The organism is Bradyrhizobium sp. HKCCYLS3070 (assembly GCF_051167575.1).
GTDB lineage: Bacteria > Pseudomonadota > Alphaproteobacteria > Rhizobiales > Xanthobacteraceae > Bradyrhizobium.
This window is the reverse complement of sequence record NZ_JBNPTI010000019.1, coordinates 1-21,854: the sequence shown is the minus strand read 5'-3', so window position 1 is coordinate 21,854 and position 21,854 is coordinate 1. Positions and strand designations below refer to the sequence as shown.

18 protein-coding genes and 1 riboswitch are annotated in these 21,854 nt (G+C 63.3%); of the genes, 8 read left to right on the top strand and 10 right to left on the bottom strand.

The annotated features are described in order from the left end of the window. Positions 1 to 14: 14 nt before the first annotated feature. The gene (locus tag ACQR03_RS31505) at positions 15 to 368 is read left to right on the top strand and encodes a VanZ family protein (protein WP_315718418.1); all 354 of its coding nucleotides are present in this window, start codon (positions 15 to 17) and stop codon (positions 366 to 368) included. 52 nt (positions 369 to 420) lie between these two features. Here the strand turns inward: ACQR03_RS31505 and ACQR03_RS31500 are convergent, their stop codons facing one another. Then, complete coding sequence (locus ACQR03_RS31500) at positions 421 to 810, bottom strand: DUF1236 domain-containing protein (protein ID WP_315718467.1); 390 nt, start codon at positions 808 to 810, stop codon at positions 421 to 423. 949 nt (positions 811 to 1,759) lie between these two features. On the opposite strand from ACQR03_RS31500, the gene ACQR03_RS31495 reads away from it, so the two are divergent. The 3 genes from ACQR03_RS31495 to ACQR03_RS31485 all read left to right on the top strand — a co-directional run bounded on the left by ACQR03_RS31495 (position 1,760) and on the right by ACQR03_RS31485 (position 5,063). Further along, a complete protein-coding gene (locus ACQR03_RS31495) occupies positions 1,760 to 2,266 on the top strand; it encodes a hypothetical protein (protein WP_315828441.1) in 507 nt (168 codons plus the stop codon). 449 nt (positions 2,267 to 2,715) lie between these two features. Then, a complete protein-coding gene (locus tag ACQR03_RS31490; RefSeq protein ID WP_434842237.1) occupies positions 2,716 to 3,345 on the top strand; it encodes a DUF1007 family protein in 630 nt (209 codons plus the stop codon). 314 nt (positions 3,346 to 3,659) lie between these two features. Next, positions 3,660 to 5,063, top strand: a complete 1,404-nt coding sequence (locus tag ACQR03_RS31485) for a TAXI family TRAP transporter solute-binding subunit (protein ID WP_434842236.1) — start codon at positions 3,660 to 3,662, stop codon at positions 5,061 to 5,063. A 171-nt stretch (positions 5,064 to 5,234) separates the two neighbouring features. Here the strand turns inward: ACQR03_RS31485 and arr are convergent, their stop codons facing one another. From arr to ACQR03_RS31465, 4 genes are all read right to left on the bottom strand, one after another. Further along, entirely contained in the window at positions 5,235 to 5,648 is a 414-nt protein-coding gene (gene arr / locus ACQR03_RS31480) for an NAD(+)--rifampin ADP-ribosyltransferase (RefSeq protein WP_315718415.1), read from the bottom strand. Positions 5,649 to 5,770: 122 nt separating this feature from the next. Next, positions 5,771 to 6,403, bottom strand: a complete 633-nt coding sequence (locus ACQR03_RS31475; protein WP_434842245.1) for a glutathione S-transferase family protein — start codon at positions 6,401 to 6,403, stop codon at positions 5,771 to 5,773. Positions 6,404 to 6,675: 272 nt separating this feature from the next. Next, a complete protein-coding gene (locus ACQR03_RS31470; protein WP_434842235.1) occupies positions 6,676 to 7,038 on the bottom strand; it encodes a hypothetical protein in 363 nt (120 codons plus the stop codon). Positions 7,039 to 7,357: 319 nt separating this feature from the next. Continuing rightward, on the bottom strand, positions 7,358 to 7,828 hold the full coding sequence (locus tag ACQR03_RS31465; protein WP_434842234.1) for a GNAT family N-acetyltransferase: 471 nt from the start codon (positions 7,826 to 7,828) through the stop codon (positions 7,358 to 7,360). A gap of 45 nt (positions 7,829 to 7,873) precedes the next feature. Then, a riboswitch (SAM-I-IV-variant riboswitch) is annotated at positions 7,874 to 7,983 on the bottom strand. 189 nt (positions 7,984 to 8,172) lie between these two features. Here ACQR03_RS31465 and ACQR03_RS31460 point away from each other — a divergent pair. After that, positions 8,173 to 8,652: an energy transducer TonB family protein gene (locus ACQR03_RS31460; RefSeq protein ID WP_316166997.1), complete on the top strand. Its 480-nt coding sequence runs from the start codon at positions 8,173 to 8,175 to the stop codon at positions 8,650 to 8,652. Positions 8,653 to 8,795: 143 nt separating this feature from the next. On the opposite strand, the gene hyi is transcribed toward ACQR03_RS31460, so the two are convergent. From hyi to ACQR03_RS31435, 5 genes are all read right to left on the bottom strand, one after another. Continuing rightward, positions 8,796 to 9,587 (bottom strand): hydroxypyruvate isomerase, encoded by a 792-nt coding sequence (gene hyi / locus ACQR03_RS31455; protein WP_434842233.1) that lies wholly within the window; start codon positions 9,585 to 9,587, stop codon positions 8,796 to 8,798. A gap of 34 nt (positions 9,588 to 9,621) precedes the next feature. Beyond that, the gene (gene gcl / locus ACQR03_RS31450) at positions 9,622 to 11,409 is read right to left on the bottom strand and encodes a glyoxylate carboligase (protein ID WP_434842232.1); all 1,788 of its coding nucleotides are present in this window, start codon (positions 11,407 to 11,409) and stop codon (positions 9,622 to 9,624) included. Positions 11,410 to 11,580: 171 nt separating this feature from the next. Then, complete coding sequence (locus ACQR03_RS31445) at positions 11,581 to 13,383, bottom strand: adenine deaminase (protein WP_315754563.1); 1,803 nt, start codon at positions 13,381 to 13,383, stop codon at positions 11,581 to 11,583. 984 nt (positions 13,384 to 14,367) lie between these two features. After that, on the bottom strand, positions 14,368 to 15,201 hold the full coding sequence (locus ACQR03_RS31440; RefSeq protein ID WP_315754564.1) for an IclR family transcriptional regulator: 834 nt from the start codon (positions 15,199 to 15,201) through the stop codon (positions 14,368 to 14,370). A gap of 126 nt (positions 15,202 to 15,327) precedes the next feature. After that, on the bottom strand, positions 15,328 to 17,469 hold the full coding sequence (locus ACQR03_RS31435) for an acetate--CoA ligase family protein (RefSeq protein WP_315754566.1): 2,142 nt from the start codon (positions 17,467 to 17,469) through the stop codon (positions 15,328 to 15,330). A 188-nt stretch (positions 17,470 to 17,657) separates the two neighbouring features. On the opposite strand from ACQR03_RS31435, the gene ACQR03_RS31430 reads away from it, so the two are divergent. The 3 genes from ACQR03_RS31430 (at position 17,658) to frc (ending at position 21,528) form a co-directional block, all read left to right on the top strand. Continuing rightward, entirely contained in the window at positions 17,658 to 18,389 is a 732-nt protein-coding gene (locus ACQR03_RS31430; RefSeq protein ID WP_315718407.1) for a GntR family transcriptional regulator, read from the top strand. 61 nt (positions 18,390 to 18,450) lie between these two features. Further along, a complete protein-coding gene (gene oxc / locus ACQR03_RS31425) occupies positions 18,451 to 20,184 on the top strand; it encodes an oxalyl-CoA decarboxylase (protein ID WP_315754568.1) in 1,734 nt (577 codons plus the stop codon). A 66-nt stretch (positions 20,185 to 20,250) separates the two neighbouring features. Then, complete coding sequence (gene frc / locus ACQR03_RS31420; RefSeq protein WP_315718405.1) at positions 20,251 to 21,528, top strand: formyl-CoA transferase; 1,278 nt, start codon at positions 20,251 to 20,253, stop codon at positions 21,526 to 21,528. Positions 21,529 to 21,854 lie beyond the last annotated feature (326 nt).

Here is a 21,854-nt window from a genome sequence, read left to right as displayed (position 1 = left end):
GCTAAGCAGCGTCCATGAAGATCGCGATCCGCCTCTCGGCCTGGCTGCTCGCCGCAGCCGTTGCCTTCGCAACGCTGGGCCCGCCCAGCTATAGGCCCCATTCGCAGCTTGGACAGGACGGCGAACACGCCCTCGCCTTCATCCTGATCGGCCTTGCGTTCGGCCTCGCCTATCGCAGTCATCGGCTGCTGACCACCGGGATTGCGGTGATCCTGATCGGTGCACTCGAACTCGCGCAGTTCCTGGCGCCAGGGCGTCACGCACGGCTGGAAGACTTCGTCGTCGACGCCGCGACCGCCTGCATCGGATTCGGCCTGTCCGCGGCCATCGACTGGCTCATCCGACAGATCCGCACGCAAACCGCATGACAAGAGGCCCCGCCGCTGATGCGACGAGGCCCCTGCCTGTCAGAATGTCAGATCACTCGATGATCTTGATGACGCGGCGGGTGCGCGGATCGACGATCACGCGGCGATCGTTCACGACGGCATAGCGATACTCGGTGTAGCGCGGTACCGGACGCAGTTCGACGGTGGCGGGCAGCGGCTCGCCGACCACGACACGCTCATGGACGACCACCGACGGCGCGCGCTCGGCCTCGATCGAGTTGATGACCGCGTTCGGAATCTCCAGGCCCGCACCGACGGCGGCGCCGACCGTGCCACCAACCATGGCGCCGACCGGACCGGCAACGGCGCCGCCGGCCGCAGCACCATTGGCGGCACCTTCGACGGTCGTGGACTGGGCGAACGCAGCGGTCGACGCCAGCAGCGAGGTGGCGATCAGCGAAACGGCAAGACGGGTTCTCATCATTGTCTCTCCTCCAGTGCTTTCGAGATGCCGTTCAACACCAAGGGATCGCCTGCAGTTCCGGTTCCAAATGGCCGAAACTTCATCATGCCAAGGGAACCATCATGCCAAGGGAACCAAGCCTCGAACTCTTCACCATCGTCGGAGATGATGGAGAGATTGCTCAGTTGCTATCCACGTTTCAAACAACCGCGCGCAGGTTCGCACTCTCGCGGCGGATCACGCCCCGAGTCCTGCGATCGATCGCCCTTCGATGACATCGAGAGGGCGCAGGGAATGCCGGGTGAAGGCCTCACCCATGGCCCGCCTGCTGAAAAAAATGCAGGCGGCAGGTACCACAGGCAAAGCCGATCAACCGGCATTCCCTGCGCGGCGGTCTTAACGCTTCTTTCGCGCTCTCCTCGGGGACCGGCTGATTGACCCCGTCGCTCGCGCGAGAGCTAAGCTCTCGTCGCGCGCTTGACCTCGGCACCGGGAGGCCAGGACCACACGACTTCGCGTCCGTGATGTGTCGTTCGTCCGCATGCGCAAGCACATGCTGCGACACCTCACGGCCACCGCATCCCTGCCCCACGTGTCGTGACGATCGCGCGCAACGTCCCTCTCGGCGAGGCAGGATGCGCACATCATGCACGATTTCTGAAAAATGGAAAGCAATTTCTTGGCGTCGCAGCGATGTGCGCGAGATCAGCTTGATTTCGTGGACGAATTCGATTCGTCCGATGCGGCGTGTCGTAGCCCTGGCGGCGCTCGTTTCAACCACGTGAGCACAAAGTGCCCAGACTGATTTGCCCGACGAGCGCGTGCAACCCTTGTCCTTCGGATCGCTTCTGGCTCGTCACGACCTTCCCGGTCGATGGCGGCGATGTCCGCGCTGGAGGCCACATCGGAGCAAATCTTGGAATGGTCAGCAGACAGCTCTTGACCAAAGTGGAACCGGCAGCCGTTATTGCGCAAGGCGATGGAGTTCGGTCGATCGGATGATGGACAGATGAGGCTGGTGAGGGTGACGCTGGTCGCGGCGTTCATGCTTGGGAGCATGCAACCGAGTCATGCTGCCGTGCGCATTGTTTTTGATCAGGGCGGACGGATTGGAAACTATATCGACAGGTTCAAAGTTTTACGCGACTTCGGCGCGTCCGTCATCATCGACGGGATCTGCGCCGGCGCCTGCACGCTCGTGCTGGCGTACATTCCCCACGACAGCATCTGCGTGACCCCAAGAGCCGTATTCGGCTTCAGGGTCGCCGACAATCCTGGGCCCGATGGGAAGGCTATTCCCAACCCTGAAGCCACGCAGATGCTCTATGATCGTTACCCACCCGCAGTCAGGCAATGGATTACGCGGCACGGCGGCATGACCGCGCGCGCGATCTACCTCCGCGGCCGGCAACTCCAAGCGCTGTATCGGCCCTGCACCACCGATGTGGAAGGTGGACGAGGCCAGCCACGGTAGCCAATGCCCACGGATGATGCTGCGCCGGGTCACCATGACGAGGCGATCCCGCAGTGGCCGGGCTCGAGGCCACCCAAGAGTTCTCGGATTCAAACCCCGACTCTGAAGCCGAGCCGCGTCTTGAATTGCTAGAGGACTGTAAACACGCCGGTGATTTTGACGGCTCTACGCCTCAACGGCAGCTTGCGTTTTGTCGGCGATATTACGGGCTCACTCGTGAAGCTGCCATGTCTGCTTCGGACCATGTCGGACCTTCCCGTCTGCGGGGGAGGTCCGTTGTTAGGGTCGAATCGGAAGCAAGCGGTCGGGCGCGTGGAGGGCGCGTTTTGACCCATCGGCGACATCGGCAGCGCAATATGATAGAGAACGGTTGGTGCCTCCGATGGACCGGTCGTATTCAACATTTTCGGAGCTCTAACGTGCGGCTGCCTAGGGACGTCTTATCGGTCGTGGTTGCGCTGCTCACCGGTGTGCTGCTGGTTGGCGACAGAGCGGCCGAGGCGCATCCGCATGTTTGGGTCACCTCGACAAGCGAGCTGGTCTATGCGGCCGACGGCTTCGTCACCGGCGTACGACACGCGTGGACCTTCGACGATAACTTTTCGAACCATGCGCTGCTGGGCATGGAGACCAAGACCAATGGCGTTTATACCCGCGAAGAGTTGCAGCCGTTGGCGAAAATCAACATCGAAGCGCTGAAGGAACATAGCTATTTCACATCTCTAAAGGCTAACGGAAAGCTCACGTTTGAAGCGCCAATCGATTATTTCTTCGACTACGCGGGCGACCGCCTGACTCTCCATTTCACGCTGCCGCTGAAGACGCCTGTGAAGTCGAAAAGTCTCCTTCTAGAGATAGTTGATCCTTCGTATTTCATCGATTTCCAGATGGCAAAGGACCATCCGGTCAAGCTCGTGGGCGCCCCCGCCGACTGCGAGGCGTGGATAGCTAAGCCAATTGGTAACGATCGCGACCGCAAGATGGCACAGGGTGCGAGCGAGGATTCCTTCAAGGAGGGCGGCGCGAACGTCCGTGTCGGCCTGCTGTTCGAGAATAAGATCATGGTCGAATGCCCTTGATGACGCTCGTTCGCACCCGCCGCTGCTCATAATACGCTCCGGGCTCCGGCGCAGAACGAAAAGTCACGGCGCAAATCTGATTTCTGCTTGTGGCCCCTTTCCGGACCTTCCGGAGTGGCGCTGAGAATGTCCGCTCTCGGGCCCGATCGGAAGTAGGCGCCGGAGTGCCTCAGGGCCCCTTTTGACCCCAAGCGACCCACCAAGGCTTGCTTTCATCAACTCTCGCCAGCCGACGGAACATTCCGGGTTGACACCGGTTCGCCCAAGTTCCAGTGCGCTTGGAGCCGACACGCGTTTTCTCAAGGGGTCCGCTGATGTCATCGTCCGATGTGGTCAGGAGTGCTCACGACCGCCGTCAACGAAGGCTGCTGATCGTGTTGGCCTTGGGATTTGTCGCCTTTGGCGCCGCTGCGGCCGGCCTGTTCTACGTCTTGCAACCCGAGACTCTCCGGATCGCCGTCGGACCGGCGGCGAGCGACGACCACAAGGTGGTCCAGGCGATGGCCGACGCCTTCGGTGAGGAAAGCAGGACCGTCCGGCTCTCCCCGATCACGACCGGCGGAGCGGCTGAATCCCTGGCCCTGCTGGCCGCCGACAGAACCGATCTGGCGGTCGGCCGCGGTGACCTCGGCATGCCGCCCGACGCGCAAACGCTGGCGGTCCTGCGCAAGAACTATGTCGTGCTGTGGTCGCCCTCCGGGCGACGCGGCAGCGAGCCCAAGCAGAAGGCCGGCGGCAAGATCGGAGATATCGCCCATCTGGCAGGTCACAAGGTCGGCATCATCGGGAGGACCGGAGCAAACGTCGCTGTGCTCCAGACCATTCTGGAGGGGTCCGGCGTGCAACCCGATAAGGTTGCCACGGCTCAATTCGGGACAGACGAGATCGAGAAGCTTGCGCAAGACCCCACCCTCGATGCGTATCTCGCCGTCGGTCCGCTCGACAGCAAGATCACGGTGGACGCCATCACCGCGACCTCCCGAGTACGCGGAGCTCCGACGTTTCTACCGATCGAAGCATCGGAGGCCATTGCCCTGAAGCATCCGCGCTACGAGGCCGAGGAAATTCCAGCCAGCGTCTTCAACGCGAAACCGGCCTGGCCGGAGGACAAGGTCGACACGATCAGCGTCAATCACCTGATCCTGGCCAAGAAGGAGCTTTCCGAAGCCAAGGCGGCGGCCTTCTACCGGCAGCTTTTCGCGGTCCGCGACACGATCACGCAAGGCCTCGCCGGCGCTTCGCACATCACGAAGCCCGATACCGAGAAGGAGACCGAGCCTTCCGTACATCGAGGCGCCGCGGCGGTGATCAACGGCACGGAGCGAACCTTTCTGGACAAGTACAGCGACTATTTCTGGTTCGCCTTGCTCGTACTTTCCGGCATCGGTTCGGCCGCCGAATGGCTGCGCCGCTATCTGAACCGGGATGAACTGGAGGACGACACCAGCGGCCGCAACCGCATTCTTGCGGTGGTTTCGGAGGTGCGCAATGCCGGCTCAGAACACGATCTGCTGACCTGGCAACGGGAGGTCGACGGGATCATCGTCGAGACACTCAAGGGCTATGACGATGGAGCCATCGAACCAGAGGACTTGGCGGCATTCGGCTTGGTCCTCGAACTCTTCAACCATGCCGTCGCCGAAAGGCGAGCGACGCTGCCGAGCGGCGCCCCCGATCAATCATGGACGCCAAGTCCAACCCTCGCCTCTCGGCGATAGGCTCGGCTCATGAGGAGGAGATTTCGTGCGTCGACACCAGTTCGAACGCACCTTGCCACCGGACTTTTTCGATGTTCTGGACGGAGGGCGCCGCGTGGCGAGCGCGTCGCAGCATCCGCAAACAGCCATCGGGCGCGACGGATCGACGGCAGTGCGATGCCGCCGCGCCGTTCAGTCGATGATGCCCGGCCCTTCGGTCATTGCGCGCGCAACGCCCTCCTTCATCTGCCTCACCACATCCGGCGCGTGCCCCTGCCAATGAACGACCTCGGCAATGACGCGCAGCGGCGCGCGGGATCGATGAGACCGCGTCGGATTTCCCGGGAACTTCTTGTCCGTCAGGTTCGGGTCGTCAACGAACGGACCTGTGGGCTCGACGACGTAGATCCGTCCCCGTCCGTCACCGGCAGCCAACTCGGCGCCCCAGATCGCCGCATCCAGCGTCGCCGTGAAGTAGACCCAGGACATCGGCTCCGCCTCGGTGAAGTTGGACGGATACCCGACAGCAATCAGGTCGCCCGGCCGCAGATCGGCGCGCGTGCCGTGGAAGAAGGATTGCGCAAACACGGTCGCAACAGATGACATCGGTGACCTCGGATGGGTTTCCAGCACTCGTCATCTGCCGCGGAGCGACGGTCGAATGCAAATGATCGTTTCGTCTGTTGAAGACATTGTCGGCGACCTACTCGCCTCTCTCGTTCCGCAACCTAGCTGGTCCACCAGCGCCGCGTGGCCTGGCACATTTCCAGCGCCCGCTGGTAGCCGGCGCGGACTCGCAGCCGGGTCATGTATGCTTGCTCCGCATCACCGAACACCACACCGACGTTCTTCCGCGCCATCTCGAGCGCGTAGCCCACCGAAATGTCCGCCGCGGTGAACGCATCGCCGGCCATGTAGGGCCCGCGCTCCAGCCGTCGCGTCACCAGGCTCAATCGGGTCGTGAACACGTCCATCGCCTGCCGCGCGCTCCAGTTGTTGCGCTCGCTTTCAGGCGCAAGGTGCCGGGCTCCCGAAACGAAATAAAGCGAGGCTGCGAGGCCCGCCTCACCGAGGTGGAGAAACTGCTGATAGGCAGGAAAAGCAACATCATGTGCCGCGGGCGCCAGCGCTGTCGGCCCATAGCGTCCCAAGATGTACTCCATGATCGCAACGGACTCGACCATCGTGACGTCGCCATCGCGGATCGCCGGAATGAATCCGGCGGGATTGATCGTCAGGAACTCGGCGTCGTTCTCGACCCCGGCCAGGAGATCCACGTCCCGAAGCCGGTACGGCAGCCCCATCTCTTCGAGCAACCAGACGACACGGAAGCCTCTGCCCTCTCCGTACACAGTGATCATCGCTCGCAATGCCCTCGGTTGTCCGTTCCGAGGACGATTCTCCGTTGGCCAGGCCGACAAGCAACCGGAGATTTTTTTCCGCGGCTCCTCGGGCGCCGGCCTAGCGCAGCACATGGTGGTCAAAATCGAAGATGAAAAGACGCATTAAAGATGTCGGCTGTTCGTCCCGAACCGTCCAAACAGATGAAAGCTCGGCTCGCTTTCAGGTCTCGACCGGAGGCAGGCGACCAAGGTCCTCAATGGTTGCATTTGACCCGTACCGGAACTTACGCCTAGGTGCGCGGCGACACGAGCCAGTCACGCCAAAACTGCTCTTGTGCGGCAACTGAAGCAGGTACTACATCGGGACCTTCGGAAAATATATCGACGAGGTCTTCCCTTCGCGCGTGCCGCCCCATCGTCATCTTGTAGGCCTTGAGGCCCTGCCCCATATCCCTCGCCATTCCTGAAGGATATACGTTCAGGCTTGCTCCGTAGCAAAGTGGGATGAGACCATCTTGAGCTAATAGATTGCGAACATCGCAGAGAGCTTGGAAGAAGTCGGTTGCAGTGCTTTCAATGGTCTTATCTCGATATTCGCACCGAAGGCGACAATGCGCGCGCGCATGATCGCTTTCGTCAAACAGCATGAACATGGCCGTCTCGCCCTTGGTGCCGCCGAACAAGAGTATTCTGTTCCGTTCTTCCAAACCACACCCCCATTTCCGCAGGCACCGCTTCGAAAACTTCAATCAGCATACCAAGCCAGCGCAGCAATGTCGCCTGTTGTGAAGGGTTTCGGATGCCGGCCGCATAATTGGCGGCGCGGCATATTCGGGCGGCCGGCGTCCGAAAGCCTCCAAGGGAGGAAACCGCGCATGTTGAGCGGGCTGGCGCGGCAAGCGCTATGGGAATTTGAGCAATCTAAAAGCAGACTTGATCATCTATTCCTTGTCGGCACATCGCCCTCGACGATCATTTCGTCAGCCATCTCTCGAAGTACAAATTGATCGGGTTGGAAACGTAAGGGCCATACGCTGGGCAAGGAACGAACCCCTTCGCCCGATAGAGCCTCTGGGCATCGGGAAGAAATTCCGTGGTTTCCAACCGCAGAACCGGCAGCTTGGCGGTCAGTGCCGCTTCCACGACGCGCGTCAAGAGCCTGCTGCCTATTCCAGTTGTCCGAACCTCGGTGACGACATACATGCGCTTCACCTCTCCGGTACCATCCGCGAACACCTGCAGCCCCGCACAGCCAACGGCTTGTCCGGCAATCCGCGCGATAAACATTTGCGTGTCGTCGTGCGCTAGCCGATCAATTGGAGAGCCGTGATTCCTTTCCACCCCGCAGACCTTGTTTAAGAAATCGTCCAGCGCGGTTACGAGGTCAATCAGGTCCTGGGACCTTGCATCGGCCGGCTCAATTTCGATTCTATCGACAGTCATTCTCGTCCCCTTCTTCGAAGAGAGGAGCGCATGACGCCGTGGTGGCTTGTCCCGTTTAGTTGCCGGACCGGCCACATCTTCTTCCGAAGGAAGAAAGCCACCTTGCTCGGGGAGCAGGTTGGCGCTGGGCGTCGGCCCAACTCTTGATGTTGGAGTTGACGATAGCGGGCACTATCGAGCTTGGCAAGCACGCCCCAGTTTGAGGAACAACGCGCGGCCGCTCCTGGCCCAACGCGGACCTTTTCAGCCGACGCTGGCGACGTACGAGACGGGCACTTCGCGCAACTGCGCCATACCGGCAATTTTTGGTTGTGAATTATCTTCGCGTGTGATGAAATTTCCCTATGAACGCTAGAAGTCCTTCGCTGGCCGGTCTGTTCGTACTGCTACTGGCTTCGGCGTCTTTCTCATATGCGCAAACAGAAAGTGTCGGCGCTCAGGCAAGCGCTCGCGAAGCGTGGAAAAAGAAGATTGTAATACTGCTAGTGAGCAAGAGAACGTTTCCGCCAGGGGCGGCCGGTCAAAGTGGCACGGCCAAGGTCAAGTTTGTCATTGATCGGCAGGGGAAACTGATTTCCAGAGAACTGGTGGAAAGCGCCGGCTCCGAACTACTCGATACGGCGGCCCTAAGTATGATTGAGCGAGCGGAACCATTTCCGGAGCCGCCCGCAGAGATGAGCGACGATAGCTTCACCTTTACGGTCCCCATCAACTTTGCCAACAGGAAGCAGTTGCCTTGGGCAGGCGGACAATGGCCTGCCGAGTGGGTCGACGAGCAGAAGAAGATTGACACAAAAATTCACGGCATCTGTCGTGGCTGCTAAGGCATGAGTGAAACTCACGCGCTACAACACTGAAGCTGCGCCATCCTGTAGCGCTCGATGCAATCCATAAGCCTCGCGTGAAGGGACCGGAGCGGCGGCATCTTCCTCGGCGGCCAACCCGGGCTGAATGGCACGTAGTAAACTCAGTTCGCGGGAACGATCGCCCGGTCCGTCAGCCAGCCAAGTCCCTCCGCGGTCGTCGTCTGCGGCTTGTACTCGCAGCCGATCCAGCCGGGATAGCCGATCGCATCGAGGTGGCGGAACAGGAAGGCGTAGTTGATCTCGCCGGTGCCGGGCTCGTGGCGGCCCGGATTGTCGGCGAGCTGGATGTGGGCGATGCGGGCGAGATGCTTCTGCATCGTGCGGGCGAGATCGCCCTCCATGATCTGCATGTGGTAGATGTCGTACTGGACGAACAGATTATCGGACTCGACCTCCGAGATCAGCTGAAGCGCTTGTGCCGTGCGGTTGAGGACAAAGCCGGGAATGTCGAGCGTGTTGATCGGCTCGATCAGCAGCTTGATCCCCTGCGCTTTCAGTGCGGTCGCGGCGAAGCGCAGGTTGCGGACCAGCACCTGGTTGAGCTCGCGCGGATCGGCATCGTCGGGCGCAATGCCGACGAGGCAGTTGAGCTGGCGGCAATCCAGCGCCTTCGCATACTCGATGGCGCGGCGAACGCCGTCGCGGAATTCATCGACACGATCCGGCAGGATCGCGATGCCGCGCTCGCCCGCGGCCCAATTGCCGGCGGGCAGATTGTGCAGCACCTGCGTCAGCCCGTGACGCGCGAGCTGCTCGCGCAGCTCGGCCTTGTCGAAATCATACGGGAACAGGTATTCGACGCCGCCGAAGCCGGCCGCCTTGGCGGCGGCGAAGCGGTCGAGGAACGGCAGCTCGTTGAACAGCATCGTGAGGTTGGCGGCAAAGCGCGGCATGTCATGGGTCCTCGACTGAGTGCGATGGCTGCGGTCAGGCCGGCTGCAAGGTGCGCGCCGGCTCGGCCGGCGTCTCGTCGACCGGCAGATCGAGCACCTCTTCGAACTCCACGACGTTGTCGATCTCGGTACCCATCGCGATGTTGGTGACGCGTTCGAGCACGAACTCGACCACGACAGGCACCTGGTATTCCGCCATCCATTCGCGCGCGGTCGCGAACGCAGCCTGCGCCTGGCGCGGGTCGGTGACGCGGATCGCCTTGCAGCCGAGGCCCTGCGCGACCGCGACGTGGTCGACGCCATAGCCGCCGACCTCCGGCGCGTTGATGTTCTCGAACGAGAGCTGCACCTGATAGTCCATCGAGAAGCCGCGTTGCGCCTGACGTATGAGGCCGAGATAGGCATTGTTCACGACGACGTGGATGTAAGGCAGGTTGAACTGCGCGCCGACCGCGAGCTCCTCGATCAGGAACTGGAAGTCGTAGTCGCCGGAGAGCGCGACGATCTCGCGCCTGGGATCGGCGGCGCGGACGCCGAGCGCGGCCGGCAGGGTCCAGCCGAGCGGCCCCGCCTGCCCCGCATTGATCCAGTGGCGCGGATGGTTGACGCTGAGGAACTGCGCGCCGCCGATCTGCGACAGGCCGATGACGCTGACATAGCAGGTGTCGCGGCCGAACGCCTTGTTCATCTCATGATAGACGCGCTGCGGCTTGATCGGCACCTGATCGAAATCGCTGCGCCGGAGCATCGTGCGCTTGCGATCCTGGCACGCCGCCGGCCACGCCTGCCGTTCGCGCAGTCTGCCCGCCTTGCGCCACTCGCGTGCGACGGTGATGAACAGCTCGAGCGCCGCCTTGGCGTCCGAAACGATGCCGAGATCGGGATTGAACACGCGGCCGATCTGGGTCGGCTCGATGTCGACATGCACGAAGCTGCGCCCCTTGGTGTAGGTCTCGAGCGATCCGGTGTGGCGGTTGGCCCAGCGGTTGCCGATGCCGAGCACGAAGTCGCTCTCCAGGAAGTTGGCGTTGCCGTAGCGGTGGCTGGTCTGCAGGCCGACCATGCCGGCCATCAGCACATGATCGTCGGGGATGGCGCCCCAGCCCATCAGGGTCGGCACCACAGGCACGTTGACGGTCTCGGCGAAGGTGACGAGCAGATCACTGGCATCGGCGTTGATGATGCCGCCGCCGGCGACGATCAGCGGCCGCTCGGCGGCATTGAGCATTTCCAGCGCCTTCTCGATCTGCTTGCGGCTCGCCGCGGGCTTGTAGACCGGCAGCAGCGTGTAGGTCTCGTCGTCGAACTCGATCTCGGCGAGCTGCACGTCGAGCGGCAGGTCGATCAGCACCGGTCCCGGGCGGCCGGAGCGCATGATGTGGAAAGCCTGGCTGAACACGCGCGGGACGAGGCCGGGCTCGCGCACCGTCACCGCCCACTTGGTCACGGGCTTGGCGATCTGCTCGATGTCGACGGCCTGGAAATCCTCCTTGTGGAGCCGCGCGCGCGGCGCCTGGCCGGTGATGCAGAGGATTGGAATGGAGTCTGCGATCGCCGAATAGAGCCCGGTGATCATGTCGGTGCCGGCCGGGCCCGAGGTGCCGATGCACACGCCGATGTTGCCGGCCTTGGCGCGGGTGTATCCCTCGGCCATGTGCGAGGCGCCCTCGACGTGGCGGGCGAGAATGTGGCGGATCGAGCCGCGCCGCTGCAGCGCGGAATACAGCGGATTGATCGCCGCGCCAGGAACGCCGAAGGCGCAGTCAACGCCTTCCTTCTCCAAGATTCGCACCGCAGCATCGATCGCCCGCATCTTCGCCATCTCGCGCTTCCTCTTTTGGTTGATGCGCGAGGATCGCTGCTGACGGCTGCGATCTCAATTCAGTCGTCGATTTTTCCCACGATGCGGCACGCTCGGCAAAACACGGGTGGCCTCAGTTAGTTAGGACGACAAACAGCTGACATGTCCTAACAGCATGACGGTTCGATGGTGCTATTCGAACAGCGGCGCAAGCTCCATCTGCGGCACCAGCACGAGGCCCTTGTCGGTGATACGAATTTCCGGAATGACCGATAGAGGAATCAAATTGAAGCCCATGTAGGGAATGGTGCAGCCGGCTTCCGCCCATTCCTTCTTGAGCAGCTTCACCTCCTCGGCGACCTCGGTGACGCGCTTGTCCGACAACAGGCCAGCGATCGGCAATGGAACCATCGCCCGCACCTTGCCATCGGCGACGACGCAGACGCCGCCCTGCTGCGCGCCGATCGCGGCGACGGCGGCCCGCATGTCGGCCTCGTTGGTGCCGGCGACGATGATGTTGTGGCTGTCATGGCCGACGCTGGAGGCGACGGCGCCGCGCTTGAGGCCAAAGTCCTTCAAGAGCCCGTGCGCGACATTGCCGGCCGACTTGCCGTGGCGCTCGATCACGGCGACGAAGCAGAGACCGTAGCGCGCAAACAGCGTCTCCCAATCGTTGGCCGGCTCGATCGCGACCTTGTCGTGGATCAGCGTGATGCCGGGCAGCGCCGTCTTGATCGCATTGACGGTGCAGGCCTTGGTGGGCAGCTCCGGCGTCAGCGTCATCTGTCTTGGCAGCTTCACCGTGGCATAGGCGGCCTTCGGGTACTGATAGCGCTGCGACAGCGCCTGATCGAGACGCGGCGTGATCTTGCCTTTGTCCACCACCAGCTCGCCGCCATACCAGGTCGATTGCGGCTTCAGGCCGTCGTCGAGCAGCACCAGATCGGCGCGGCGGCCACCGCCGAGACCGCCGATCTCGCCATCCATCGCAAAGCGCGTCGCGCCGTGCAGCGAGCCCATCGACCACGCCTGCTCCGGCGACATCCCCGCCTTCACCGCCTCGCGCACCACCCAGTCGAGGCCGAACAGCATGAGATCGTCGGCATCGCGATCGTCGGTGCACACGGCGGTGCGCTTGTGCGAGGCGCCGAGCTCGGTGACGGTGCGGATCGCCTGCGGCAGGCTGTGCCACGGCGTCGTCGGCGGACCACCGCGCAGAAAAATCCAGACGCCGGCATCGAGCAAGTCGTCGGCGATGTCGCGGTCGATCGCCTCATGCGTATCGGTGACGCCGCTCGCGGCATAGGCCGCGACGAACTCGCGGCCATAGACATGCCCGGACACCGGCCGTCCGCGCTGCAAAGCCGCCGCAAGGATGGCATGGCTGCGCTCGTCGCCCATGCAGACCGGCACGAAATCCATCTTCTCGCCGAGCGCGACCGCCTCCGGCCAGCGATCGAACAGGCCGGCGATCTTGTCCGGCGTGAGATCGCCGCCCGCCGTCTCCAGCGCCGCCGAGGTCGCCGGCACGGTCGAGGGCACGGTGAGGAAGATCGACAGCGGCGCCTGCCGCGCATCCTCCAGCATCGCCTCAACGCCGGCGACGTCCATGACGTTGCCGATCTCGTGGCTGTCGCAGAAGATCGTCGTGGTGCCGTTGAGCAGCGCGGCCTCCGCATAGGCGCAGGCCGTCACCATCGAGGATTCGATGTGGATGTGCGGATCGACGAGGCCGGGCGCGATGATGCCGCCGGCCGCGTCGTAGATCGCGAACCCGCTCGGTATCGCCTTGTGCGCCCCGGCCGGCTTCACCGCCGCGACGCGCCCGCCGGTGATCCACAGCTCGCGGTTCGGGAGAATGCGCTCCGAATAGGTCGACAGCACGCGGGCGCCGGTGATGACGAGATCGGATGCGGCGCGACCCGATGCGACGTCGGCGAGCCGCCGCGTCATGGTGTGCAGGGAGGCGACCGAGAAGCGGGTGAGTTTGGTCATGGCACGAACTCGCTGGACGTGTTGGGCGATGCACGGCGATGGTTGCGCGATGCACGCGTCCCGACAAGCCCAAATAGATCGGCAGCCCTGACCACGGCTTGAGCAGCGGGTGAATAGCCCCCTCCTCCCTCCCCTCGAAATGCCCGTTGTCGTCGGAGACGGACCGCAACATCGGATTGCCCAACGCTCGAGCCGACGACCAAGGGAGCTCGACAGCAACTCAGGCGGTGCCGAAGCGTCCTTATGGACGCTCCTTCATAACGCGGCAATGCTCACTGCTGCTACGGCGCGCAGACGCAGTTGCAGCCTGCTGCCGTGAGCATCATGTGCGGCTTGTTGGGTTTGATGCAATGGTTTTGCGTGAGGACGCAATGAGGTCCCTTCGGGTGCGCACGCTTGACGGCTGTGCAAGTGCCCGGGCCTGGGGCCTGGGCCTGGGCGAATGCTGATTCGGAGGCAAATAACAGGCCCAGGGCCAAGGCACCGATGATCGGAATGCTCCCGCCCCTCCTTCGTCGATGCCACGCAGTCAAGTCGTCGCCGTGGTTGGTTGATCGCGATTTCGTCCGCACATGAGTGACCATATCGAGCTCCCTTCGTTTGCAAGGCCTTCACAATGAGGCCGCGGCTTCAGAACGTTGGCCGGCTTCAGGGCGAACAACATTTGTCATCGCCCGACGCTCCAGTTTTGCGGGACGGTCGGCGCACCGACTCCGCTTAGCTTAGCAAGCGCCGCAACAACTTTAAATTATATCTATCAGCCGAGTATCATAGAGATTGCATGTCGGCAACGAGCAGAAGCGCGAAATCGCTCAACGGCACGCGAGGAAAGGGTTGAGCTGAATTCGGGACAGAAGCCGCCCCGAACGACAAACGAGGGACGAACGAGGGAATCATTCCGGCTAGGGTGCACTCACCCCTCCGCCCGTGCATTGGAGTTAGATGCACCGTCATCGAAACGTTGCACGTTGCCGAAACGTCCTGTTACCGAAACGTTCCGGCCGGTGGCGTCACGCCGCCGAGCGCCGCAGTCAGCTCCGCCGCGATATCCCGCACCATCCCTCCGACCACGGGCACCCGATCCTCCGTCAACCGGCTCGCCAGGCCCGAGACCGAGATGGCGGCCACCGGCTCGCGGCAGGAATCGTGGACGACGGCGGCGATGCAGCGCAGGCCGAGGCGTGCCTCTTCGTCGTCGACGGCGTAGCCCTGGCGGCGGATGGTCTCGAGCTCGCGGAACAGGTCGCTGGCGCGGATGATCGATTTCTCGGTCAGGCGCGGCATGCCCTGGCGGTGGATGATGCCGTTGACGTCGTCATCGGAATAGGTCGCGAGCACCGCCTTGCCCATGCCGGAGGCGACCATGGCGAGGCGGCCCCCGACCTTGGTCAGCGAGCGCATGATCTCGCGGCTGTCCAGCCGCAGCAGAACCATCAGCGATTCATCGTCGACGACGGCGAGATTGGCGGTCTCGCGCGACTGGTCGCGCAGCCTTCGCAGATAGGGAATCGCCAACGCGACGAAATTGCGCCGACGCGTGAAGGTCGCGCCGACGGCAAAGCTCTGCGCGCCGACGTGCCATTTCGATTCCATGCGGTCGAACTGGACGAAGCGGCGCTTCTCGAGCGTGGTCAGCAGGCGATGAACGGTCGAGGTCGAAAGCCCGGCACGGACGGCGAGATCGCTGAGGCGATAACCTTCGTCGTCTTCGGCGAGAATCTCCAGGATCTGGAGCGCGCGGCCGACGGATTGCACGCCGCCGTCGCGGGGTTCGGCCGCAGCATCCGCGCGTGGCTCGATCGTCTTGCGACGGATCACGTGGCGCCTCTCTGCACCGCCCTCACAGGCGGCGCCGTTGCCGGACGGACGGATCTTGCTTCGTCACGCTATCAAAGAAAGTGCCGCCCCGGCGAGACGCCGGAGCGGCATTCGCATCGATTTGACTTAGAGCAGGCCCGCGCCGCGCGCCCACTTGTACTTGGCGCCGAGCACCTCGACCGGCAGCTCGGTCGAATAGGCATAGGCCGGGATGCCGTTCTGGTAGAGATATTCGGCGGCCTCCTCGACCTCGACGTCGCCGGCGAGCGAGGCGACGATCGGCTTGACGAAGCCCTTGGCCTCCATCTCCTTCTTCACCTCGACCATGTTGCGCGCGAACACCATCGGCGGGGTCACGATCGTGTGCCAGTAGCCGAGGATCAGCGCGTGGATGCGCTCGTCCGACAGGCCGAGCTTGACCGTGTTCACATAGGTGATCGGCGGCTCGCCGCCGGTGATGTCGACCGGGTTGCCGGCGGCACCGAACGGCGGGATGAACTTGCGGAAGGCGGCATCGAGATCCGGCGGCATGGTCATCAGCGACAGGCCGTTGTCGACGACGGCATCGGACAGCAGCACGCCCGAGCCGCCGGCGCCGGTGATGATGAGGACGTTCTCACCCTTCGGCGTCGGCAGCACCGGCACGCCACGGGCAAACTCGAGCAGCTGGCGCAGCGAGCGGGCACGGATGACGCCCGACTGCTTCAGCACGTCCTCATAGATCTTGTCGTTGCCGGCGAGCGCGCCGGTGTGCGACGAGGCCGCCTTGGCGCCAGCCGAGGTGCGGCCGGCCTTGAGCACGATGACCGGCTTCTTCTTGGAGACGCGCTTGGCGGCTTCCGCAAAGGCGCGGCCGTCCTTGAGGTCCTCGCAGTGCTGCGCGATCAGGTTGGTGTTGGGGTCCTGCTCGAAGAAGGCGAGCAGATCGTCCTCGTCGATATCGGACTTGTTGCCGAGGCCGACGATGGCAGACACACCCATTTTCGCCGAGCGCGAAAAACCGATGATCGCCATGCCGATGCCGCCCGACTGCGACGACAGCGCCGCGTGGCCCTTGACGTCGTAGGCGGTGCAGAAGGTCGCGCAGAGATTGGCCGGCGTGTAGTAGAAGCCGTAGATGTTCGGCCCCATCAGGCGGACATTGTACTTCTTGCCGATCTCGACGATCTCAGCCTGCAGCTCCGGCTCGTTGGCTTCGGCAAAGCCCGAGGGAATCAGCACCGCGCCGGGGATCTGCTTCTCGCCGCATTCGGTCAGCGCGCCGGCGACGAACTTGGCGGGGATCGCGAACACCGCCGTGTCGATCACGCCGGGCACGTCCTTGACGCTCTTGTAGGCCTTGTAGCCGAGGATCTCGGAGGCCTTCGGGTGGATCGGGTAGATCTGGCCCTTGTAGCCGCCGTTGATCAGGTTCTTCATCACGGAGTTGCCGATCTTGCCGTCCTCGGCGGAGGCGCCGATCACGGCGACCGCCTGGGGCTTCATGATGCGGTTCATCGCGGTGACGATTTCCTCGTTCGAGCGCGGCGCCGGACGGGGCTTGTAGTCGAAATCGACGACGATGCGGACGTCGGCCGCAATCGCGCCGGTCTTGGTCGCGAACACCGGATTGAGGTCGAGCTCGACGATTTCAGGGAAATCGCTGACCAGCTTCGACACCTTGACGATGACGTCCGCCAGCGCCTCGCGGCTCACGGCATCGCCGCCGCGCACGCCCTTCAACATTTCGTGGGCTTGGATGCCGTCGAGCATCGACAGGGCATCGTCCTTGGTCGCGGGGGCGAGGCGGAATGTCACATCCTTCAGCACCTCGACCAGCACGCCGCCGAGGCCGAAGGCCACCAGCTTGCCGAACGAACCGTCGGTGATCGAACCGACGATCACCTCGGTACCGCCGGTCAGCATCTGCTGCACCTGGATGCCTTCGATCTTGGCGTCGGCCTTGTACTTCTTCGCATTCGCGAGAATGGTCTCATACGCTGTCTTCGCATCGTCGGCAGTCTTGACGCCGACAATGACGCCGCCGGCTTCCGTCTTATGCAGAATGTCCGGCGAGACGATCTTCATCACGACCGGAAAACCCATGTCGCCCGCGAGCTTGGCCGCCTCGGCCGCAGACTTCGCCAGACCCTCCTTCGGCACCGGAATGCCGTAGGCGTCGCACACGATCTTGCCTTCGGGCGCGGTGAGGCTGGTGCGTTTATCCGCCTTCACACGATCGAGAACGTCTCGGATCGTGGCCTTGGCATTCGGGATGGCGTCAGACATCGGGGCTTCCTCCTGGAGATTGCTGGTCGTTTATGGCATTTGGTATGCCAGACGCAAACTTTGTCAAGCGCGACGAAGATGTGGACACGCTGAAAAAGCTCGCAGCTTGACATCCTGGCATCTGGTATGCCAAAAAACTTGGACGCAAAATGCTGTAAACAAGCATCTCCCAAGGAGAGGAGACGGTCTTGTCTACAGAAAAAACGAACAAGGCATTGCCCATCATGGCCGAGGCCGACATCGCGATCGCTCGCATCGCCCCGGAGACGAGCTTCAAGAATAAGGCCTATGAGGCCTTGAAAGAAGCCATTCTGAAGATGGACATCTACGCCTCGCCCGAGCCTGTCATGCTCGACGAGCGCGCTCTCTCCGAGCGCCTCGGTGTCAGCCGCACGCCCATTCGCGAAGCGATCGCGATGCTGGAGCAGGACGGCTTCGTGAAGACCGTGCCGCGCCGTGGCATCGTCGTGGTGCGCCGGACCAAGAGCGAGATCGTCGACATGATCCGCGCCTGGGCGGCGCTTGAGAGCATGGCGGCGCGGCTGATCACGACGATCGCGCGCAAGAAGGACATCTCGGCGCTGCGCGACTACTTCAAGGACTTCGGCAAGGACCGCCCGCCGCAGGAGCACGTCGAGGAGTATTCCAAGGCGAACATCGCGTTTCATCAGGCGCTGATCTCGCTGTCGGAATCGCCCGTGTTGGTCGACATGACCAACGACATCCTGCTGCACGTGCGCGGCTATCGCCAGCTCACGATCGGGCGCACCGATCGTATCGCGGCCTCCCTGCCCGAGCATCTCGCGATCATCGAGGCGCTGGAGGAACGCAACACCGAGCTCGCCGAGAAGCGCGCCCGTGATCACACGCTGGGCCTCGCGACCTATGTCGAGACGCACGGCCAGGAATTATTCAGCTGACAGGTTCAAACAGAAGAAGACGCCGCAAAGCGCCTTCGTAGACGACCAGGGAGAGAGGCGCATGGCGCAGACTGCTGTTAAGACCGAGGCACCCGACACGCACGAGGAGCTCACGGACGGTTTTCATCTCGTCATCGACGCGATGAAGCTGAACGGGATCGACACGATCTACAACGTGCCGGGCATTCCGATCACCGATCTCGGTCGCATGGCGCAGGCTGAAGGCATCCGCGTGCTCTCCTTCCGTCACGAGCAGAACGCCGGCTACGCCGCCGCGATCGCCGGCTTCCTCACCAAGAAGCCGGGCGTCTGCCTCACCGTCTCCGCTCCCGGCTTTCTCAACGGACTCACTGCGCTCGCGCATGCGACGACGAACTGCTTCCCGATGATCCTGGTCTCGGGCTCCTCGGAGCGAGAGATCGTCGACCTTCAGCAGGGCGACTATGAAGAGATGGATCAGCTCGCGATCGCCAAGCCGCTGTGCAAGGCGGCGTTCCGCGTGCTGCACGCCCAGGACATCGGCATCGGCTTCGCCCGCGCGATCCGCGCCGCCGTCTCGGGACGTCCGGGCGGCGTCTATCTCGACCTGCCGGCAAAGCTGTTCGGCCAGGTGATGAACGCGCAAGCCGGCGCGGCCTCACTGGTCAAGGTGATCGATCCGGCCCCGGCGCAGATCCCCTCGCCCGACTCGGTGAAGCGCGCGCTCGATCTGTTGAAGAACGCGAAACGTCCGCTGATCATCCTCGGCAAGGGCGCGGCCTACGCGCAGGCCGACGAGGCGATCAAGACCTTCGTCGAGAAGAGCGGCGTGCCGTTCCTGCCGATGAGCATGGCCAAGGGCCTGCTGCCCGACCTGCATCCGCAGTGCGCCGGCGCGGCGCGCTCGACCGTGCTGAAGGACTCCGACGTCGTCATGCTGATCGGCGCCCGCCTCAACTGGCTGTTGTCGCACGGCAAGGGCAAGAGCTGGGGCGAACAGCCGAAGAAGTTCATCCAGGTCGACATCGAGCCGAAGGAGATGGACTCCAACGTCGAGATCGCGGCCCCCGTGGTCGGCGACATCGGCTCGGTCGTCACGGCTTTCAGCGAGGCGATGGGCAGCAACTGGCCCAAGGCTTCGGTCGAGTGGCTGAGCGCGGTGCAGAAGAAGCGCGAGGACAACGTCGCCAAGATGGCGCCGCGGCTGATGAACAACAACTCACCGATGGACTATCACGGCGCGCTCGGCGTGCTCCGCACCATCATCAAGGAGCGTCCGGACGCGATCCTGGTCAACGAGGGCGCCAACACGCTCGACCTCGCCCGCGGCGTCATCGACATGTACCAGCCGCGCAAGCGCCTCGACGTCGGCACCTGGGGTGTCATGGGCATCGGCATGGGCTCGGCGATCGCCGCCGCCGTCGAGACCGGTAAGCCGGTGCTGGCGATCGAGGGCGACAGCGCCTTCGGCTTCTCCGGCATGGAGGTCGAGACGATCTGTCGCTACAATCTTCCGATCTGCGTCGTTATCTTCAACAACGACGGCATCTATCGCGGCACCGACCAGAACTCGGCGGGCGACGACCCGGCGACCACCGTGTTCGTCAAGGGCGCGCGCTATGACAAGATGATGGAGGCCTTCGGCGGCGTTGGCGTCAACGCGACCTCGCCAGACGAGCTGAAGCGCGCCGTCAACGAAGCGATGGATTCCGGCAAGCCGACCTTGATCAACGCCGTGATCGATCCTGCTGCGGGATCCGAGAGCGGCCGTATCGGCAACCTCAATCCGCAGAGCGTGCTGACGAAGAAGAAGTAAAGGCCACCCGCAAGGACATCAGATGCCCGCTGTCGCGGGATGACCAATCGTTACGGAGAGCAAGACATGACCAAGGCGCTCGAGGGCGTTCGCATTCTCGATTTCACCCACGTCCAGTCCGGACCGACCTGCACGCAGCTGCTGGCCTGGTTCGGCGCCGACGTGATCAAGGTCGAGCGGCCGGGCGTGGGTGACATCACCCGCGGCCAGCTTCAGGACATTCCCAACGTGGACAGCCTCTATTTCACGATGCTGAACCACAACAAGCGGTCGATCACGCTCGACACCAAGAACCCCAAGGGCAAGGAGGTTCTGACCGAGCTGATCAAGAAGTGCGACGTGCTGGTCGAGAATTTCGGCCCCGGCGTGCTCGATCGCATGGGCTTCCCCTGGGAGAAGATCCAGGCGATCAACCCGAAGATGATCGTCGCCTCGATCAAGGGCTTCGGCCCTGGTCCCTACGAGGACTGCAAGGTCTATGAGAACGTCGCGCAGTGCACCGGCGGCGCCGCCTCGACCACCGGCTTCCGTGACGGCCTGCCGCTGGTCACCGGCGCGCAGATCGGCGATTCCGGCACCGGCCTGCACCTCGCCCTCGGCATCGTCACCGCGCTCTATCAGCGCACCCACACCGGCCGTGGCCAGCGCGTCACCGCCGCGATGCAGGACGGCGTCTTGAACCTCTGCCGCGTCAAGCTGCGCGACCAGCAGCGCCTCGAGCACGGCCCGCTCAAGGAATACAGCCAGTTCGGCGAGGGCGTGCCGTTCGGCGACGCCGTGCCGCGCGCCGGCAATGATTCCGGCGGCGGCCAGCCCGGTCGCATCCTGAAGTGCAAGGGCTGGGAAACCGACCCGAACGCCTACATCTACTTCATCACCCAGGCTCCGGTCTGGGAGAAGATCTGCGACGTGATCGGCGAGCCGACCTGGAAGACCGACCCGAACTACGCCAAGCCCGCTGCCCGCCTGCCGCGCCTGAACGAGATCTTCGGCCGGATCGAGCAGTGGACCATGACCAAGACCAAGTTCGAGGCCATGGACATCTTGAACGAGTTCGACATCCCCTGCGGCCCGATCCTGTCGATGAAGGAGATCGCCGAGGACGAGTCGCTGCGCAAGACCGGCACCCTGGTCGAGGTCGACCACCCGACCCGCGGCAAGTATCTCTCGGTCGGCAACCCGATCAAGCTGTCGGACAGCCCGGCCGACGTCACGCGCTCGCCGCTGCTCGGCGAGCACACCGACGAGATCCTGCGCCAGGTGCTGGGCTTCAGCGACCACCAGGTCGCCGAGATCCACGACTCCGGCGCCCTCGATCCGCCGCGCAAGGAGGCGGCGGAGTAAGCGGCGGTTAGCGCCAGAGAAGACAGGTGCGGCGCGATTGCCGTCGCACATGCCTCCCATCGACATCAAGCCGCCGGCATCCTCCGGCGGCTTTCGATTGTCGCATTCGGCGAGTGAACCTCTCCACCCCACGGTAACCTTGGTCTCGGCCTCCGGCGATGATCGCGCCCAGATCGAGAATGTCTGCTAGCCAGAACGCCGCGGACGTGGCGCAGTCGTCGGCGGCTCGACTGCTTTTGACCCTGGCTATGTGAAAACGCTGCGCGGCTGTTATGATTCTCCAGTGATTCTTTTGGGGGAATCGATGAGGCGCTTCGTTGAAGAGG

Coding starts and splice junctions, on each gene's coding strand:
- ACQR03_RS31470 (WP_434842235.1), bottom strand. CDS start 7,038: ATGTTCATGCTGTTTGACGAAAGCGATCATGCGCGCGCGCATTGTCGC.
- frc (WP_315718405.1), top strand. CDS start 20,251: ATGACCAAGGCGCTCGAGGGCGTTCGCATTCTCGATTTCACCCACGTC.
- oxc (WP_315754568.1), top strand. CDS start 18,451: ATGGCGCAGACTGCTGTTAAGACCGAGGCACCCGACACGCACGAGGAG.
- ACQR03_RS31465 (WP_434842234.1), bottom strand. CDS start 7,828: ATGACTGTCGATAGAATCGAAATTGAGCCGGCCGATGCAAGGTCCCAG.
- ACQR03_RS31445 (WP_315754563.1), bottom strand. CDS start 13,383: ATGACCAAACTCACCCGCTTCTCGGTCGCCTCCCTGCACACCATGACG.
- ACQR03_RS31505 (WP_315718418.1), top strand. CDS start 15: ATGAAGATCGCGATCCGCCTCTCGGCCTGGCTGCTCGCCGCAGCCGTT.
- ACQR03_RS31475 (WP_434842245.1), bottom strand. CDS start 6,403: ATGATCACTGTGTACGGAGAGGGCAGAGGCTTCCGTGTCGTCTGGTTG.
- ACQR03_RS31435 (WP_315754566.1), bottom strand. CDS start 17,469: ATGTCTGACGCCATCCCGAATGCCAAGGCCACGATCCGAGACGTTCTC.
- hyi (WP_434842233.1), bottom strand. CDS start 9,587: ATGCCGCGCTTTGCCGCCAACCTCACGATGCTGTTCAACGAGCTGCCG.
- ACQR03_RS31500 (WP_315718467.1), bottom strand. CDS start 810: ATGAGAACCCGTCTTGCCGTTTCGCTGATCGCCACCTCGCTGCTGGCG.
- arr (WP_315718415.1), bottom strand. CDS start 5,648: ATGTCATCTGTTGCGACCGTGTTTGCGCAATCCTTCTTCCACGGCACG.
- ACQR03_RS31460 (WP_316166997.1), top strand. CDS start 8,173: ATGAACGCTAGAAGTCCTTCGCTGGCCGGTCTGTTCGTACTGCTACTG.
- gcl (WP_434842232.1), bottom strand. CDS start 11,409: ATGGCGAAGATGCGGGCGATCGATGCTGCGGTGCGAATCTTGGAGAAG.
- ACQR03_RS31485 (WP_434842236.1), top strand. CDS start 3,660: ATGTCATCGTCCGATGTGGTCAGGAGTGCTCACGACCGCCGTCAACGA.